The organism is Methylohalomonas lacus (assembly GCF_024808875.1).
Taxonomy (GTDB): Bacteria; Pseudomonadota; Gammaproteobacteria; order Methylohalomonadales; family Methylohalomonadaceae; genus Methylohalomonas; species Methylohalomonas lacus.
Genome location: NZ_JANUCT010000003.1, coordinates 34,660 through 52,410, shown reverse-complemented (window position 1 = coordinate 52,410; position 17,751 = coordinate 34,660). Strand labels below are relative to the sequence as shown.

The following is a 17,751-nucleotide window of genomic DNA, read 5'->3' as shown; positions in this document are numbered from 1 at the left end:
CTACGACCGGCGCGGGTACAGGTCCGTGGGCAGCGCCCGCGCCGGTGATTGTGTCTGCGCCGCCAGCCATTCATCCAGCAACGCCTGCCAGGCATCGCGCGACGCCGGTTGTTCCGGACTCAGTAACGCGACGCTTGTAGTCATGGACGCGGCCAGGGCCGGATGGGCAAGCACGGCCAGCAGATCATGACTGCGCAGGGGCTCCGCCAGGCAGGGATACTTGAACACCATACCGACATCGGCAAAACCCAGCGCCGCCGCGCTGCGCTGCTGCCAACGCTGATTAAAGCAATCGCTGGCGAAAACAAGTATCGCCGCATCCTCGCGGCCATCCTCCCAGGGGCGTGCGACGGCCAGGGCATCACGCGCCACCTCGGAACAGAAGACGACATCAAGATCGCGTTCCAGCTGGCACAGGGGATTGTCGAAGTCACTGTGCCAGAAGCGATCCTCACGTAACGCCTTCGCCGCGCCCGCCGGCATGCCGCGAAACAGCAGACCACCGGCACTGTAATGGTAGCCCATGAAGATATGACCGCTGCCGAGCAGGCGATCGAAAGTCGGGTGCCAGCCGCTGGCAACCGCGCGGTAGCGGTCATCACCACGGCCATCGCGGGCGTACGCGCCCGTCGCGGCGGCGCGTTGTTTTTCTTCGCGAGTCATGGCGCTTACCAGGGTACCGTCTGCCCCTTGTAATCAAGGAACGCACCGGACTGTGCGGTTGTCAGCTCAGCGATTACCCGGCGCATGCCAGTGACGCTTTCGGCAGCATCGATCAACGCATTGGGCCCGCCCATATCGGTGCGTACCCAGCCCGGGTGCAGCGCGACAACACGGATATCACGTGGCTTGAGATCGATGGCGGCGCTGACGGTGGCAGCATTCAGGGCCGCCTTGGTCGAGCGATAAACGACCATGCCGCCGGAGCCGTTATCGGCAATACTGCCCATCTTGCTGGTCATGTTCACGATCGTCTTGTGCCGGCTGGCAGCCACCGCATCAGCGAATACCTCCATCATGCGCATCACCGCCATGACATTGACCTGGAAAGCTTGTTGCCAGGCGGCGTAGTCGGTCGCGCCGAAACCACCGCGGGTCTGACCGAAAATGCCGGCATTATTAATGAGCACATCGACCGGCGTGGCTGCAACGCTGGCGCGCAGGTTGTCGATCTGCCGATCGTCGGTGACATCCAGCGGCTGTACCGTCAGGCGATCGCTCGCGCTTGCCGCCAGCGCGTTCAGATCATGCGCCTTTTCCGGTTGTCGGCAGGCAGCCGTCACCTGCCAGTCATCGGCAAGATACTGGCGCACGTATTCCAGGCCAAGACCACGGTTGGCACCGGTGATAAGGACATGTTGGCTCATCAGCTATTCCCTCGTGGACGACTAAAACACACAGCCTAGCACACCGTTACGCGCCCGCTTGTTGCAGGCCGATTGGCAGCGTAATCTTTAGGCTATTGCCATGCTCCGGGATGCAAACCGCCATTATGCGTACAGGTTTTCTTTATGATCCGCGATATCTGGAACACGACACCGGCCGCGGCCATCCGGAATCCGCCGCCCGGCTGCGTGCCAGCATCGACCACCTGCAGCAACAGAGCTGGTTTTCGCAGCTGCACGCTGTCCAGGCGACCCGCATCGAGGATCAATGGCTGCGCGAAATCCACAGCGCCGATTATATTGACCGCGTCGTCAGTGCCTGCCACGACCGGGCACCCTATCTCGACTGCCCCGACGTCAGCATCAGTGCGCAGTCCTGCGACATCGCCCGGCTCGCTGCCGGCGGCGCTCTCGCGCTTGCCGACGCCGTCATCGACGGCCGGGTCGATAATGGTTTCGCGTTGCTGCGCCCCCCCGGCCATCACGCCGAAAGCGATCAGGCACTGGGCTTTTGCCTGTTCAACAACATCGCCATCACGGCGCGCTACCTGCAACGCGAGCACGGCCTCGACAAAATCCTGATCCTCGACTGGGACGTCCACCATGGCAACGGCACCCAGCACAGTTTCGAGGACGACCCCAGTGTCTTTTACCTGAGCCTGCACCAGTACCCGTTCTACCCGGGCAGTGGCAGCGCCAGCGAGACCGGTACTGGCCACGGCCGCGGCGCCACGCTCAACTGCCCGATGCCCACCGGCAGCAGCGACCGTGACTACGAGCTGGCCTTCCGCGAGCGAGTCCTGCCGGCCGTCGACCGCTTTCGGCCCGAGGCCATACTGATTTCGGCCGGTTTCGATGCCCACCGCGATGACCCGCTCGCCGGCATCAATCTGAGCAGTGAATTCTACGCCTGGATGACGCAACGGCTCATGGAAGCGGCCGATCACCATGCTGGCGGGCGCATCGTCTCGCTGCTCGAAGGCGGCTACGACCTGCACGCCCTGCCGGCGTGCATTGCCCAGCATCTGGGCACACTATCGGCCTATCATTTCGATCCGCCCTACCCGTAGCGCTCATGTTTAGATAAAGTCTATTATTAACAGCCAGATAGACGCTGAAATTCAGATAATACATCGTCAAAAATGCTGGACATTACAAGGGCAGAACTTCATCATGATGCAACAGAATCACACCAGACCTCACAGTATTTCTAAAAATACTGACTAACATAATGATAAGAATGGGGTTCTTGCAAAGCCAGTCCTTGCACTCTCAGCAGAATGAGATTAAAAAAGTAATGTGCAGACCACAGGGTTTTGCAGTGTCCCCGTGGCGACACGTTTTGTTCTGTAGCGTCGGTAACATGCCGAAAGCGTGACCGAGTTGGCATATCGGCGGACATAAACAGGGCGATCATGTGGTTAGTGGTAGTAATGTGAGACAGACCACGATTTTAATAATACCACCGGTCTGGACAGCCAGTGATTGGTGTTGTCCGTTTCAGGGGGACGGAATCAATGCAGGATCTTGATTTTTGCAAACAAATTCTGGGATTGCAGGATCCCTGGCAGGTTCAGGCGGTGGAGATCGATCCGCCGTCCAACCGACTCGACATCTATATCGGTTTTGTCGGTGGCCGTAAAAAGGGGTTGTTCGGTTCCAGTGACCAGGCTACCTGCCCACATTGTCAGGCCAGCCTGCCGCGCGCGGAGGACTACGAAGCCGTAGCCCTACGCCATCTACCGGTGGCAAATCTGCGTACTTACCTGCATGTGCCGCCGGCCGGCACAGTGCACTCGGAGCGCGGTGACTGTATCTGCATGCAGGACTGGGCCGCAAGCGGCAGCCGCTTCACCCAGGCCATGCAGGACCACGTCATCGCCGCGCTGCAGGCTGCGCCAACAAACCAGATCGCCGCGCGACTGGCCAGTGTCAGCTCCAGTGAGGCGCGCGAGATCAGCGAGTTGACCGGCATCGCGCCTGCCGGCCGCGATGCCGCGCCAGCGGCGGACACGGCTGCCCCGGGCAGCGATAGCGGCCACGATTTCGATCTTGCCGACACCAGCCATATACCGGGCGCCGATCACGCGGGCTGGCAACGACTGATCAACGGCGAATTGCCAATCCAGACCGACTCTGTGGCTCTGCGCATGCTGCTGCAGCGGGTCCGCAGCAATATCGAAAAGGATCCCGGTGAACAGACCCGCCTGGCCGGTGCGCAGTCGCTGCGCCAGTTCTTCATCAAGAACCAGCAGCTGCTCAAGCATGAAATCGAGCTTCTGGGTGCCGACCAAGCTACCATGGCCAGCCGCGCCGGAGCTGACCATGCCGGCGCCAGCGGCCTGCCACCGGAGTCGGCGGCTGTCTGGCAGAAGCTCATCAATGGCGAGCAACAAATCGAGACGCGTGTCGTCGGCCTGCAGATGATGCTGGAGCGTGTGCGCCAGTCGGTTGAACGGAACCCGGCCGAAAGCAACCGCCTGGCCGGGGCGCGCATACTGCGACAGTTCTTTGCCAAGCATCAGACGCGCCTCGGCAGTGAAATCGCCCAGTTGGGTGGCGCCACGCCGCAGCCGACTGCAGCAGCAGCGGTGGCCAGTACAGAAACCGCCCGGCAGCCTTTGCCCAGTGAGCGCGACCCGGTCTGGCAACGCCTGATCAGTGGCGACATCCAGCTGCAAAGCGACGTCATCAGTCTGAAAATGCTGCTTGAGCGGGTACGCCAGGCCATCAGCCGCAATCCGAGCGAAGGTAACCGCGTGGCAGCCGCCAAGGTACTGCGCCAGTACTTTGAAAAGAACCGCAGCAAGCATCCGGACGAGATCAATCAGTTGCTGGCCGGTGCCGGCACACATGACAGCCATGCCGCTGTCAGCGCGGCGGAACTGCCAGCCGAGGATCACCCCAACTGGCAACGGCTGATCAATGGCGACATCAGCCTGCGTACCGATGCCGTGAGCCTGAAGATGCTGCTGGAACGTGTACGTCAGGCCATTGCCCGCAAACCGAGCGAAGCCAACCGCCTCGCCGGCGCGCGTATGCTGCGACAGTACTTCACCAAGAACCAGCATCGTCATGCAGCCGAGATCCGGATGCTAACCGGTGATGAGTCGGCACACCAGCCTGTCGCCCATGACGACGAGCACAGTGCCGTGATTCCGGCCATCACGCATCCCAGTTGGCAGCGATTGATCAACGGGGAACTTCAGATCATGACCGATGCCGTCGGTCTGAAGATGATGCTGGAACGCATTCGTCTGTCGATCGAACACAATCCGACCGACGCCTCGCGTCTGGCCGGTGCCAAGATTTTAAGACAATACTTCATAAAACATCAGAACAAACACCGCGCAGAACTCGAACAGCTAAGAGCTGCATGAGTGGGAGAGGAGACCAATAATGTCTGATATTCTGCAACCCCGTCTTTGTACGCTGGATGAAACCAAAGCCGCCATCGAGAGCGGCAAGGTGCTGTGGCTCGCCGGCGATGAAAACCTTCTGAAACAGTTGCCGAAAGGTCGCTGGATCGGCGGTTCCATCCCCTACTTCATGTCCCAGGAAGGCGGCAAAACCAGTCAGGACATGATCTTCGTGAACGAGCTGGATCCGGCTCTGGCCAAGAAGATCCAGATCAAGTTCTACAACACCGGCACCATCCACAACATTGCCAAGGATGCACCGGAGGATGGTTTCACGATTCTCCTGATCCCGGCATTGACCGACATGCACTTGCAATACGCCCAGCATGCCCCTGAATACGAGGACATGTTCATCAAGCCGATTGCCGGCTGGATTACCGGTATCCATCTCGATGATCTCGGCAAGGTCAAGCCAACCGTGTTCAATGGCGGCACCGGCGAGAGCTCAACCGAAAATGCCATCGTCATGCATGTTGCACTCAAGCCCGGTAAAGCTGCCCACATCGGTATCGTCAATATCCAGGAACAGGGCGACGGCGATACGTTCGAATTTCCACAAACCGGGTTTGCGACTGACAAGGTGCTGATCAATGGCGTCGAACAGAACTTTGCCGATTACCTGCAGGAACACAATGTTGATACCCGGCAGCCACTGGTTGCCGACTATTCCGGCGCCAAGCTGAACGTTTCGTTCCAGGAAGTCGACCAGGACAAGAAAACCGTATCGTTCTACGCGCCGGTCTTCAGCGGTGTCGAGTACAAACTGGCCAAACCGGTTAACGACTATGTCAGTGAATTCCGCAATGCCCTGCCAAAGCTGGATCACGATGTCACGTTCAGCTGCAACTGTGTGCTGAATTACATGTACTCGGAACTCGAGGGTAAACAGACATCGCACATGCTCGGACCAATGACCTTCGGTGAAATTGCCTACCAGCTCCTTAACCAGACATTGGTCTACATGGTCGTCGAGGACAACTGAAACAATCACCATGAGTGAGAATCCGGTCAATGTCGCCGTCATCGGTATCCCCGAGCAGGAGGAGAAACGACTGCAGGCGGCGTTCAAGCATTCGGAAACCCGGGCAACGACCTATGTCTTTGCCGAACTGAATGCCCGACCCGACATTCTCATGGTCAATGCCGACGAGCCCTCTGCCCTGGTGCAATGGCGCCAGTATCGCGACCGGCTGGATAACAGCGGTCTGGCGATTCCATCGTCAGTACTGGTGTCACAGAACCGTGAATTTCAGACCAAACACTACCAGGTTCGTCGGCCGCTGATCGCTTCGCGTGCTATCAGCATCCTCGACCAGGTTGCAAGTAACGAGCTGGGTCTGAGCAGTGACGTTGCGTTCAGCGCTACCAGCCAACCCACGTCGGCGACGGCGGGATCGCAACCGGCACCATCAGTAGCCAGTAGCAGTTATGCGGCACTGGTTGTCGATGACAGCCTGCCCGTGCGTATCCAGCTGGATCAGGCACTGAAACGCTTTGCCGAAAAAGTCGATTTCGCTGAAACCGGTGAAGAGGCTTTTGAACTGATCAATAGTAACACCTATGACTTGATTTTCCTGGACGTTATCCTGCCGGGTGTCGACGGCTACGAGATATGCAAAGTCATCAAGCAGGGCAAGGCCAAGGAGACACCGGTCATAATGCTGACCGGCAACTCGTCACCCGCCGACCGGATCAAGGGCAAACTGGCCGGCTGTGACACGTACCTTATCAAGCCGGTTGGTGAAGCTGTCTTTCAGGAAGTAGTACAGAATTATCTAAAAAAACCGCGCGCAGTTGGCTCAGCCACTGTCTGAACCGCGGTCATTATAAATGGAGCGGACCGTGTCCGCCTGTTGAGGATGTGTTGTAGTTGTCGTTTGATGGAGGTGTATGATGGCGATAAACAAGGTCTTGATCGTTGACGACTCGTCGACTGATCGTTCGAATCTGGCAAAAATTGTCGGTGATGCCGGTTGCACGGTAATCACGGCCAGCAATGGTCGCGAAGCAGTTGCAATGGCCAAGCAGGAGAAACCGGACATCATTTTCATGGATATCGTCATGGATGAAATGGATGGTTATGAGGCCACGCGTACGCTTACCAATGACAGTAGCACGCAGGCCATACCGGTCGTGTTTGTCAGCAGCAAGCGCCAGAAAGCCGATCGCGTCTGGGCAAAGATGCAGGGTGGCAAGGACCTGGTCTCCAAGCCTTTCACCGCACAACAAATCATGGATCAGATCAAGGCCTGCAGTTAAAGGCCAGGTATAGCCAACCTTCATGCATAATGATCAGGAACAAGACACACTCGCCAACCTGACCGGCATGATGGTCGGTCAGTCACTGGATCACTTCGATCCGTTCCAGGGTTTAACCGATCATGAGGAAAAGGCCGAGCAGCTGCGCAACATGCGCTACGGCTTTCGCATTGGTGGTCAGCATATCCTGATTGACAGCCATACACTCTGCGAGGTTGTACAGAACGTCGAGATTTACCGGATACCCAATACCCGGCCATGGGTACTGGGCGTTATCAACCTGCGAGGTAATTTGGTGCCGGTCTTCGACTTCCTGAAGCGGCTGGACAATACGGCCGTCCATGCCGATGACCAGCGCCTGCTGGTGCTTGACCAGGGTGAACGCGCGGTGGGCATTTATATCGATGGACTGCCCCAGGCACTACAGATTGATCCTGACGAGCCGGAACAGCGCGCCGCAATCCCGATCGATTTGCCGGAAAGCATTCATGAGCATGTCAATGCCGCTTTCCGCTATGGCGAACAGGTCTGGCTGGAAGTCGATCATCGCGAGTTATTTGCCGAACTGCTGGCGGATTCCGGCATGAACACAGATACGTTGTCCTGGTAATGGTATGGACTGGCGTTGCATACGTTCACCATCCATCGACAGATAATGATCTTTTCCAGCCGCCCGATAGGGTGGGACTGTTGTATTGCAAAAATTCAGACGAGATAAACGGCCAGGCCGAGTCTACGATCGCATTGGGGAGCGTTGGTCATGAGTAAAAACACTGGCAACAAGGCTAGCGTCAAGTACAAGATTTTCCTGGCCGCTGTCACGGGCAGTGTACTTTATCTGCTGGTTATTGCCGCCCTGCTTATCGCCATCAGTCGTATCGAGGGTGATCACAGTCAACTCCTCATGGGTGGCGCGGCGGCGGCCGTAATCATCACGATTATTGTCACCCTCGGCTGTTCCTATTTCGCCACCCGCCTGACGCAGCCTCTGCTGCGACTGAAAACCATCATGCGCAAAATCGGGGACGGCGATCTGGATGCCCGCATGGGCATTCGTTCCGGTGATGAATTTCAGGAGGTCGGCGAGGCCATCGATAATATCCTCAATGATCGCGTCTCGGCACTGGCCACAATCGAGGACGAAAACGAGCAGCTGAACGACTCGATCGTTGCCCTGCTGGAAACGGTGGCTCAGCTGGCACAAAAGAATCTGACCATCCGCGCCAAAGTCAGCGAGGACGTGACCGGCCCACTTGCCGATGCACTCAACCTCATGACCACGGAAACCGCCAAGGTGCTGAACGAGGTCATGCGCATTTCCAGTGATGTCGCCGAGGCCTCGAACCTGGTGAAGTCGCAATCCGACAACGTGTTGTTACTGGCAAATCAGGAACGCGAGGAGATCGAAAACACCGCCTCCGAGCTGACCAAGGCCACTGAGATGATGCAGCGCATTGCCAAGCTTGCCCAGGCCTCGAACCGCTCGGCTGACGAAGCCATCGAAATGACCAGCACGGCGATGGAAACGGTAAACAATACCGTCGACAGCATCAACAAGATCCGCGACACCATTCGCGAGACAGAAAAACGCATCAAGCGTCTGGGCGAGCGTTCCCAGGAAATCAGTACCGCGGTCAACCTGATTAACAACATTTCCGAGCGTACCCATATCCTGGCGCTCAATGCCAGCATGCACGCGGCCTCCGCCGGTGAGGCCGGCCGCGGTTTCGCGGTGGTCGCCGACGAGGTGCAGCGGCTGGCGGAGAACGCGCGCGAGGCGACCTCACAGATCGCTACCCTGGTGAACAACATCCAGGTCGAAACCTCGAGTACGGTCAGCACCATGAACGAGTTGATCACGCAGGTGGTCGGCGGCAGTAAACTCGCCGAGGAGGCCGGCGAGCAAATGAAAAATACCCAGGCGACCACTTCTGAACTGGTGGGCATGGTGCAAAAGATTGCATCCGGCGCCAGCGCCCAGGCCAATATCAGTATCCGGCTGCGCGATCGTACCCAGGTCATTCGCGATACCGTGCGCAAGACCGGCAGCCATCTGCAGGAACAGTCCGCCTATACTGATCAATTGGTGGAAAACGCCATGGCGCTGGTCGCCTCAGTCGGCGTATTCCAGACCGACAGTGATGATGACGACGATCAAGACGGCAATGAGTCGACCCAGGAAATCTCCGTATAACACTGACCGGCCAACGCTGCGCGAATACTCGACATGACCGAAGCTGACAGCCAGTTGCAGGAGGCAATCACCGGATTACAGGTGGCAGCCAATGACTGCCAAACGCTGGCAGATATTCCGGCACTGGTCACGGCCCTGAAACAGCTTGCCGACGTGGCCGCGGCGCAGGATCTTCTCGGTCTGCAGGATTGTATCCTGCTCCTGGAGCAGCACCTGGAAGATGTCACCGCAAGCGGTACGCTTACGACCGATCAGCTTGCCCTGCTACAGCACTGGCCGACGCTGCTGGGAAACTATTTCGAAAGCGGCGCCGACAAGGCCAGCAGCCGGCAATTACTGGATACCCTGACCGCCCCAGTCTGGCCGGCACCGATGAGTGACACGGACGCCGGCGTACTGCTCGACATGCTGGCAGACCGGGACGATGACCTGCACGCTGAACTGACACGGCTGGCCGAAACCATTCGCGCCATCGATGATGAAGTGCCGGCAAGCCTGCAGCAGGTGGAACAGGCACTCGGGCAGTTCGCCCAGTGTCTTGGCGATACCGGTGAAACGGCGTTGCAGGACTGCGCCCTGCTGTTGCAGCAGAATATCGGCGATATCGTCGCTGACGGTGAACCGCTCAGCGATGTACAGAAAACGCTGCTCACCGCCTGGTCGGGTCTGGCCGCTAACTGCCTGCGCCAGAGCGACGACCGCGCCTCGCGCGCCGCCCTGATTCAGAATCTCTGCCAGCCCCACTGGCCGACAGCACTCAGCCATCAGGACGCGATGGTGCTGTACGAGCTGTTCGGCATCGAGGCGCCAGAATCACCGCTGGAGGACGAGCCGCCACCGGTTGCCAACGTCACGCCGTTTCCGGCGCCGCAGCAGACGACCGGCGAATTTGAACCGGCGGCACTCGCCAGTCTTGACGCGTCGCTGGCACAGGTCGAAACCGACAATCCAACGACCCTGACCTACCTGACAACGCCGCTGGCGGCACTGGCCGACAGCGCCGCCGAGCGCGATCAGCTCGGTCTGCAGGACATCTGCCTGTTGCTGCAGCAGCAGCTTGAGGACATGGCCGCCACCGCGACTGGTCTCAACGACACCCAGCTGCAGAAAGTGCGGCAGTGGAGCCGCGACGTCCGCGACTACCTGGCCAACCCCGACAACCGCAACGCTGCCGATGCCCTGCTCGGTTGCCTCACCGATTCCTGCTGGCCGAACCCGCTCGACGAGGGTGACGTCACCATCCTGCGCGAAATGCTCGGTACGGGCGCAAGCGCGGACACGACCGAGGTCGGCGAGACGACGACGGCGAGCGAACCGGCCACAACCGACGCCGCCACCGACTTTGATGTCAGCCCGGCGACCAGCGATACCGCCGGTCCCGAAGCGCCGGCGTCGGCCGTTACGCCCACGACACCGTCGCCGCAGCCGATCAGCCTCGAACTGGTCGACATGCTGGCTTCGGAAATGCAACAGATGCACGACGAGGCGGGACATCTACAGACGCAGCTGTACGCCGATGATCTGACCCCGGCGCTGCGCAGTGACAGCCTGCTGCAATACGCCATGCGCATCGAGCGCTTCGGTAACGCCTGTCAGGCGGCCGAGCTGGCCGGGCTGCAGCAGGCCTGTGAAGTCCTCCAGGGCAACATCCGGGCACTGGAACAATCCGCAGCAGCCCTGAATGAACAACAGGTACGGTTGCTCTGCGACTGGCCGGATCGCGTTGGCGCCTACCTCGGCGCGGTCGGCGATGCCGAATACAGCCAGGCACTGGTCGACAGCCTGGCCGCTGACGCCTGGCCGGAACCGCTACTGGACGAACTGCGCCAGCCGCTGGTCGACCTGCTCGGCGCCGCCTACATCAGTGACGACACACCGCGCGACGAGCGACTGCAAACCGCCACCGACGAGCATGTCAGCCTGCAGTTACCGGACGATATCAACCAGGAACTGCTGGATGGCCTGCTCGAGGAGCTGCCCGGCCAGACGGAAACCTTTTCCGCCGCGATCCAGACGCTGGCCGGCGGTAACGGCGGCAAGAAGGATCTGGAACGCGCCCAACGGGTCGCCCATACCATCAAGGGCGCCGCTAACACCGTGGGCGTACGCGGCATCGCCACCCTCACCCACCAGATCGAGGATCTGCTGGTCATCCTGGTCGAACACGAGCGCATGCCGTCGCAACCGCTGGCGCTGACCCTGGTTGACGCCGCCGACTGCCTGGAGGAGATGAGCGAGGCCCTGCTGGAACGCGGTTCGGCCCCGGCCGGCTCAAGGCAGACCCTGCAGGCCGTGCTCGACTGGGTGAATCGAATCGAAACCGAGGGCGTCGCTGCCATGGACGACGATGCCCCGGTAACCGCCACGGACGCTGCGGAGCCCACTGCCGACAAACCGTCGGATAAACCGTCGGACAAGCCCTCCGACCGGCCGTCGGGCGAGGCGGAGGAAGAGCAGTCAACCAGCCTGCGGGTACCGTCCCACCTGATCGACGATCTGTTGCGGCTGGTCGGCGAGACGCTGATCGTGACCGCCCAGCTGCAGGAACAGGTACGCCAGAGCAGCGATCAGAACCAGTCGCTGCTGCAACAGCACAACCTGTTCCAAGACCTGGTCGGCCAACTTGAACAACAGGTCGACGTTGGCGGCATTGCCTACAAGCTCAGCCAGTCCGGCGACAGCGGGTTCGACACGCTGGAACTCGAACAGTACAACGAGTTGCATACCGTCACCCATCAGCTGGTCGAGGCGGCCGCCGACTCGCAGGAGCTCGACCAGGACATCGGCCAGCGCCTGCGCACCCTGGACGAACTGCTGGTCAACCAGTCGCGCCTGCAGCGCGAGGTCCAGGAACTGGTCATGCGCACGCGCATGGTACCGATCAAGAGTATCGTGCCGCGGCTGCAGCGCGCCGTGCGCCAGACCTGCCGCGTTACCGGCAAGCAGGCCGACCTGATCCTGGAGGGCACCGACACGCAACTCGACAGCGATATCCTCACCAGCCTGGTCGATCCGCTCATGCACATGCTGCGCAATGCCGTCGACCACGGTATCGAGACACGCGAGGAACGCATTCGCCGGGACAAGCAGCCCAGTGGCACGATCACGCTGAGCTGCGCCAGCGAGGGCACCCAGGTGGTCCTGCGCTGCCGCGACGATGGTGTCGGACTGAATGTGGATACCATTCGTCAGCTGGCCGAAAAACGTGGCCTGATTCACGCTGATGAAAACTTCTCGGCGGACGAACTGCGGCGCCTGATCCTGCGGCCGGGCTTCTCTACCCGCAGCGAAACGACGCAGACCTCGGGGCGCGGCATCGGCATGGATATCGTTGCCACGCAGCTGCAGGCCATCAAGGGCAGCATCCTGATCCACAGCGAACCCGGCCAGGGCACCGAGTTCGAGTTGCGCCTGCCAGTGTCGCTGATGACCACCCACGGCCTGCTGGTACGGGTCCGCAAGCAGGTGATGGCGATTTCCACGCGCGGCATCATCCAGATCCTGCACCCCGATGACGGCACCGTCAGCGGCGATGACGACGCAGCCCGCTACCAGCTTGAGGACGAGGACCTGGAGCTGCACATGATCGATGACCTGCTGCAATTGCCGAAGGATCGCCGACGCGGCGATCGCAACAGCCGGCCGGCGCTGCTGGTGCGCGAGGAAGCGCTCAACTGTGCGGTCCAGATCGAGCAGGTCATCGACAGCCGCGATCTGGTGGTCAAGCCGCTGGGGCCGTACCTGCGCAAGATTCGCGGTATTGTCGGCGCCACCATTCTCGGCGATGGCAGCGTCGTACCGGTGCTGGATCTGCCGGAACTGATCCGTACCCCACTGGACGAGCGCGTCGAACAGGGCGAACTGACCGACACCGGCATTCGCCGCAGTCTGCCGGTCGCCCTCGTGGTGGACGATTCGATCAGCGCCCGCCGCACACTGGCCCAGGTGGTACGTGACGCCGGTTATGACGTGCGTACGGCCAAGGACGGGCTCGAGGCGATGTCGCTGATCGAGAAGAAACGCCCGGACATCATCCTTACCGATCTGGAAATGCCGCGCATGAACGGCATCGAACTGGCTTCACACCTGCAGGCCAACAATGATACGTCCGCCATTCCGGTCATCATGATTACTTCGCGCTCGACCGAGAAACACCGGCACATGGCCGGCGACGCGGGTATCGATGTCTACCTCAACAAGCCGTTCTCCGAGGACGAACTGCTGCAACATGTTCATGACCTGCTGGAGCACAGCTACTCGACCAGCGCCTGAAACCCGCTTCTTTACTCCCTTTACCGCCTGACTGCCGGTTTATGCTAACCTCTGCGTAAACGCCCCATTGAATAATTAGAAGCCCGTTACCGAGGGCCGGTCATTGTTGAAGATTCTGCTTATAGATGATTCCGCCGAGTATCGTCAGCTGATCGTGCATCGGCTGGCAGGCGAGTTCCCAACCGCCGAGGTGGTGGAATACGATCCTGCACAGGGCTTACCCGATGACGAATTCGGCTGGCAGGCATTCAACCTGGTGCTGCTCGATTACGACCTTGGCCTGACAGAGGAAAACGGTCTCGACTGGCTGCGCGCCTTCAAGGCCTACAGTGATATGCCGCCGATTCTCATGCTGACCGGCGAGGACAGCACGCGCGTTGCCATTGATGCCATGAAGCTCGGTGCTGACAACTACCTTCTGAAAAAGGACGTCGAGGGCGACGCACTGCTGGGCAAGCTGCTCGAGGCCGCCGGCCATGAACAACTGGAAATCCTGGCGCCGGATGATGAGAGCACCCAGGATCCGCATGAAACCACGCTGCGTGATGTCGATCCCGCACACGAGACCACCTACCAGAATATGCCCGCATCGGAAGCTGCCGTCGCCACCAGCGAGGCACTGGCACTGGAGATTCCCGGCTATCGCCTGATCAAGGAAATCGGTCACGGCGGCATGTCCACGGTGGTGCTGGGGGAACGTCTCGAGGACAACATTCATGTCGTGCTGAAGATCATGTTCACCCGCGGCATGGAGGATCCAACTGCACTGAAGCGCTTCATGCTCGAGTACAACCTGTTATCGGATATCGATCACCCGCACGTGGTACGCATCTACGAGCGCGCGTTTGCCGCCGACTTTGCCTACATCGCCATGGAGTACTTCCCCGCCGGGGACCTGACCAAGCGTATCAAGGAAGGCATCCGCCCGGCGGAAGCGCTCGAATACCTGCGCCAGATGGCCTCCGGGCTCGGCGCGGTCCATGAACGCGGCATTGTCCACCGCGATATCAAGCCGGGAAACATTCTGTTCAAGGATGACGGTTCCCTGACCATCACCGATTTCGGCGTTGCCAAGCGTGGCGAAGAGGACATGGAGGACATCACGGTCAACAACATGATCGTCGGCACGCCCTACTACATCAGCCCGGAACAGGGCAGCGGCATGAAAGTCGACAATCGCAGCGATCTTTACAGCCTGGGCGTCATTTTCTTTCAGATGCTCACCGGCAAGCGGCCCTACAGCGGTCACTCGGTGAGCGAGTTGCTGCGCGCCCACGTCGTCGAACCCATCCCGCAGTTACCGGAATACCTCGGCAAGTACCAACCGCTGGTCGATGGCCTGCTGGCCAAGGACCCCGACGAGCGTTTCCAGACCAGCCGCGAACTGCTGATCGGCATCGATTGGAAACGCTGATCGGCCGCTATCTGTAATGCCGCGCATGACCGAATCGTTGACCGACATCGTCCGGCGTTTTCGCCGCCAGGCACCGGCCGGCTGCGACTGGAGCCTGCGGCTGGTCGATGAAACCGAGGAGCATCTGTTGGTACGCCGGCATGTCGCCGAGCCGCCCCTGCGCGCCCTCAGCCGGGGCGCCTGCATCAGCGTCAATGTCGCTGGCAGCTGTGCCTATGCCGCCAGCGCCGATTTATCCAATGCCGGTCTGTTACGCGCATTCGAACAGGCCCGCCAGCTCGCCGAGCAACTCAAACCGCTGCAGCTGTATCCCCGCACCGACAGCATCGCCCCGGACGGCTCCGGGGACTATGTCAGTCCCGTCCAGCGGCCATGGTCGAGTTGGTCGCTGGCGGAAAAATACGACTACCTGCGCCTGCTGAACGAGCAGCTGGCCAGCGACGCTGCCATCGTCGACTGGGCCGCCGGCCTCGGCTATCGCCGTGCCGAGGTATTGATCGCCGGCGCCGAGCACCAGGTCAGGCAGCAGTTCGAATTCATTTCGCCGGCACTCGGCGCCGTGGCCAACCGGGCCGACGACACCCAGACCCGCTCCTATGGCGACGATCGGCCGGCGCAGGCGGGCCTCGAGCACCTCGAGGCGATCGGTTTCCAGGCTGCCGCCGAACGCACGGCGCAGCAGGCGCTGGAATTGCTGCGGGCCGAAGAATGCCCGGATCGCCAGTGCGATGTCCTGTTAATGCCCGGCCAGATGATGCTGCAGATCCATGAAAGCATCGGCCACCCGCTGGAACTGGACCGTATCCTCGGTGATGAACGCAACTATGCCGGTACCAGTTTCGTGACTGCGGACATGTTCGGTCAGTACCAATACGGCTCATCCCTGTTGAACGTAGTCTTCGAACCGGACGTACCCGGCGAACTGGCGAGCTATGCTTTCGACGACAACGGCAGCCCGGCAGAGCGCCAATACCTGATTCGCAACGGTCTGTTGCTGCGGGCCCTCGGTGGTACGGAATCGCAACAGCGCGCCGGCCTGCCCGGCGTCGCCAATGCCCGTACCAGCAGCTGGAACCGGCCGCCAATCGATCGCATGGCCAATATCAACATCGAGCCCGGTGATAGTTCCATGACCGAGCTGATCGCCGGCATCGAGGACGGCATCCTCATGGATACCAATCGCTCGTGGTCGATCGACGACAGCCGCAACAAGTTCCAGTTCGGCTGTGAATATGCCCGTCGTATTGAAAACGGCACGCTCGGTGCAGTAATCAAGAACCCGAACTACCGTGGTATCTCCGCGCAGTTCTGGCGCAATCTGAAAGCGGTGGGTAATGTCGACACCTGGGCCGCGCATGGCGTGCACACCTGCGGCAAGGGCGAACCCAACCAGGCCCTCTACTCCGGCCATGCCGCACCCGCCTGCGTATTCACGGACGTCGCCGTATTCGGCGGTGACTAAACCGGATGGCTATCTGACACGGCATGCGCGATCACTTTTATCAACTCATCGACAACCTGGCAGGAGAACTGGACGGTGATCTGCAACTGCATGCCACACTCAGCGGCGAAGAATCCGATTTCGTGCGTTTCAATCACGCGCGCGTGCGCCAGGCCGGCCATGTCAGCCAGCATGGCCTGCAACTCGCGCTGGTCACAGGCCGTAAACATGCCAGCGGTGACTGTGAACTGAGTGGCACCCTGGATGCCGACCTCATGGCCGCTCGTAGCCTGCTCGCCGAACTGCGGGATCTGCTGTACAACTGCCCGGACGATCCGTATCTCAACTATAACGAACAGCCCTGTTCAAGCGAGGACAGCCGCAACGAACCGTTACCGCCGCTGGGCCAGGTCATTGAGACCATAAGTCAGGCGACCGCGGACCTCGATCTGGTCGGCATCTACGCGGCCGGCGACCTGGTGCGCGGCTACGCGAATTCACTTGGCCAGAAAAACTGGCTGGCACGATCCATTTTCAATCTGGACTGGAGCTGCCATACGCCGGCCAACCAGGCGGTAAAATCGCACTATGCCGGCAGCCGTTGGCACACCGCAACGCTGCAACAACATATCGACAGCCAGCGCCAGGCACTGGCCATTCTCGATCGACCGGCAAAACAGCTCGCGCCCGGCCGTTACCGGGCCTACCTGGCGCCAAGTGCGCTGGCTGAATTGCTGGAACTGCTGAGTCACGATGGCTTCAGTTTGCGCGAATTGCGCACCTGCCAGTCATCGCTGCTCAAACTCGAACAAGGCAATCGTCGCTTAAGCCCGGCGGTATCGATGCAGGACAATCGCGGCGCTGCCTACGAACCGCTGTTTTCCGATGAGGGATTCATGTTGCCGGCCAGCGTGCCACTAATCGACAACGGTGAATTCGCTGACGCACTGGTGGACGCCCGTTCGGCGCGCGAGTACAGCGCGCCCGTCAATGCCGCGACAGAGGTGCCGGGCTCACTGGAAATGGCGCCCGGCGATCTGGCGGACAGCGATATACTGACGGCCCTGGATACCGGGCTTTATATCAACCACCTCTGGTATGCCAATTATTCCGACAGCAACAACTGTCGCATGACCGGCATGACCCGTTACGCCTGCTACTGGGTTGAAAACGGCCAAATCCGGGCGCCACTGGCTGTGATGCGTTTTGATGACAGCCTCTACCGGCTGCTCGGCGAACAGCTGGAAGCGATCACCCGCGAGCGCCAGTTCATGCACAGCGCCGACAGTTATGACGAACGTTCCCTCGCCAGCATGCACCTGCCCGGCATACTCTGCAGCGAATTTAGACTGACGCTCTGAAACCGT

At 60.2% G+C, this 17,751-nt stretch carries 13 protein-coding genes; 11 read left to right on the top strand and 2 right to left on the bottom strand.

Annotated features, from left to right (window positions below; translation table 11 throughout):
- Both J2T55_RS02480 and J2T55_RS02475 read right to left on the bottom strand, forming a co-directional pair.
- Nucleotides 1–663: a hypothetical protein gene (locus J2T55_RS02480; RefSeq protein WP_259054040.1), complete on the bottom strand. Its 663-nt coding sequence runs from the start codon at nt 661–663 to the stop codon at nt 1–3.
- A 5-nt stretch (nt 664–668) separates the two neighbouring features.
- Nucleotides 669–1,367: an SDR family oxidoreductase gene (locus J2T55_RS02475; protein WP_259054038.1), complete on the bottom strand. Its 699-nt coding sequence runs from the start codon at nt 1,365–1,367 to the stop codon at nt 669–671.
- A 125-nt stretch (nt 1,368–1,492) separates the two neighbouring features.
- On the opposite strand from J2T55_RS02475, the gene J2T55_RS02470 reads away from it, so the two are divergent.
- From J2T55_RS02470 to J2T55_RS02420, 11 genes are all read left to right on the top strand, one after another.
- Nucleotides 1,493–2,455 carry a histone deacetylase family protein gene (locus J2T55_RS02470; protein ID WP_259054037.1) on the top strand — a complete coding sequence of 321 codons (963 nt, stop codon included), beginning with the start codon at nt 1,493–1,495 and terminating at the stop codon, nt 2,453–2,455.
- 447 nt (nt 2,456–2,902) lie between these two features.
- Nucleotides 2,903–4,765 (top strand): hypothetical protein, encoded by a 1,863-nt coding sequence (locus tag J2T55_RS02465; protein WP_259054036.1) that lies wholly within the window; start codon nt 2,903–2,905, stop codon nt 4,763–4,765.
- Between the two features lie 19 nt (nt 4,766–4,784).
- Nucleotides 4,785–5,786 (top strand): DUF6976 family protein, encoded by a 1,002-nt coding sequence (locus tag J2T55_RS02460; RefSeq protein ID WP_259054035.1) that lies wholly within the window; start codon nt 4,785–4,787, stop codon nt 5,784–5,786.
- A gap of 10 nt (nt 5,787–5,796) precedes the next feature.
- On the top strand, nt 5,797–6,618 hold the full coding sequence (locus tag J2T55_RS02455) for a response regulator (RefSeq protein WP_259054034.1): 822 nt from the start codon (nt 5,797–5,799) through the stop codon (nt 6,616–6,618).
- A 76-nt stretch (nt 6,619–6,694) separates the two neighbouring features.
- Entirely contained in the window at nt 6,695–7,063 is a 369-nt protein-coding gene (locus J2T55_RS02450; protein WP_310521964.1) for a response regulator, read from the top strand.
- A 22-nt stretch (nt 7,064–7,085) separates the two neighbouring features.
- The gene (locus J2T55_RS02445) at nt 7,086–7,673 is read left to right on the top strand and encodes a chemotaxis protein CheW (RefSeq protein ID WP_259054033.1); all 588 of its coding nucleotides are present in this window, start codon (nt 7,086–7,088) and stop codon (nt 7,671–7,673) included.
- A gap of 150 nt (nt 7,674–7,823) precedes the next feature.
- Nucleotides 7,824–9,257 carry a methyl-accepting chemotaxis protein gene (locus J2T55_RS02440; protein WP_259054032.1) on the top strand — a complete coding sequence of 478 codons (1,434 nt, stop codon included), beginning with the start codon at nt 7,824–7,826 and terminating at the stop codon, nt 9,255–9,257.
- Between the two features lie 33 nt (nt 9,258–9,290).
- Nucleotides 9,291–13,529: a hybrid sensor histidine kinase/response regulator gene (locus tag J2T55_RS02435; protein WP_259054031.1), complete on the top strand. Its 4,239-nt coding sequence runs from the start codon at nt 9,291–9,293 to the stop codon at nt 13,527–13,529.
- Between the two features lie 103 nt (nt 13,530–13,632).
- Nucleotides 13,633–14,943: a protein kinase domain-containing protein gene (locus tag J2T55_RS02430; RefSeq protein ID WP_259054030.1), complete on the top strand. Its 1,311-nt coding sequence runs from the start codon at nt 13,633–13,635 to the stop codon at nt 14,941–14,943.
- Between the two features lie 25 nt (nt 14,944–14,968).
- Nucleotides 14,969–16,405 (top strand): TldD/PmbA family protein, encoded by a 1,437-nt coding sequence (locus J2T55_RS02425; protein ID WP_259054028.1) that lies wholly within the window; start codon nt 14,969–14,971, stop codon nt 16,403–16,405.
- A 23-nt stretch (nt 16,406–16,428) separates the two neighbouring features.
- Complete coding sequence (locus J2T55_RS02420; RefSeq protein ID WP_259054026.1) at nt 16,429–17,745, top strand: metallopeptidase TldD-related protein; 1,317 nt, start codon at nt 16,429–16,431, stop codon at nt 17,743–17,745.
- Nucleotides 17,746–17,751 lie beyond the last annotated feature (6 nt).

Coding starts and splice junctions, on each gene's coding strand:
- J2T55_RS02480 (WP_259054040.1), bottom strand. CDS start 663: ATGACTCGCGAAGAAAAACAACGCGCCGCCGCGACGGGCGCGTACGCC.
- J2T55_RS02475 (WP_259054038.1), bottom strand. CDS start 1,367: ATGAGCCAACATGTCCTTATCACCGGTGCCAACCGTGGTCTTGGCCTG.
- J2T55_RS02470 (WP_259054037.1), top strand. CDS start 1,493: ATGCGTACAGGTTTTCTTTATGATCCGCGATATCTGGAACACGACACC.
- J2T55_RS02465 (WP_259054036.1), top strand. CDS start 2,903: ATGCAGGATCTTGATTTTTGCAAACAAATTCTGGGATTGCAGGATCCC.
- J2T55_RS02460 (WP_259054035.1), top strand. CDS start 4,785: ATGTCTGATATTCTGCAACCCCGTCTTTGTACGCTGGATGAAACCAAA.
- J2T55_RS02455 (WP_259054034.1), top strand. CDS start 5,797: ATGAGTGAGAATCCGGTCAATGTCGCCGTCATCGGTATCCCCGAGCAG.
- J2T55_RS02450 (WP_310521964.1), top strand. CDS start 6,695: ATGATGGCGATAAACAAGGTCTTGATCGTTGACGACTCGTCGACTGAT.
- J2T55_RS02445 (WP_259054033.1), top strand. CDS start 7,086: ATGCATAATGATCAGGAACAAGACACACTCGCCAACCTGACCGGCATG.
- J2T55_RS02440 (WP_259054032.1), top strand. CDS start 7,824: ATGAGTAAAAACACTGGCAACAAGGCTAGCGTCAAGTACAAGATTTTC.
- J2T55_RS02435 (WP_259054031.1), top strand. CDS start 9,291: ATGACCGAAGCTGACAGCCAGTTGCAGGAGGCAATCACCGGATTACAG.
- J2T55_RS02425 (WP_259054028.1), top strand. CDS start 14,969: ATGACCGAATCGTTGACCGACATCGTCCGGCGTTTTCGCCGCCAGGCA.
- J2T55_RS02420 (WP_259054026.1), top strand. CDS start 16,429: ATGCGCGATCACTTTTATCAACTCATCGACAACCTGGCAGGAGAACTG.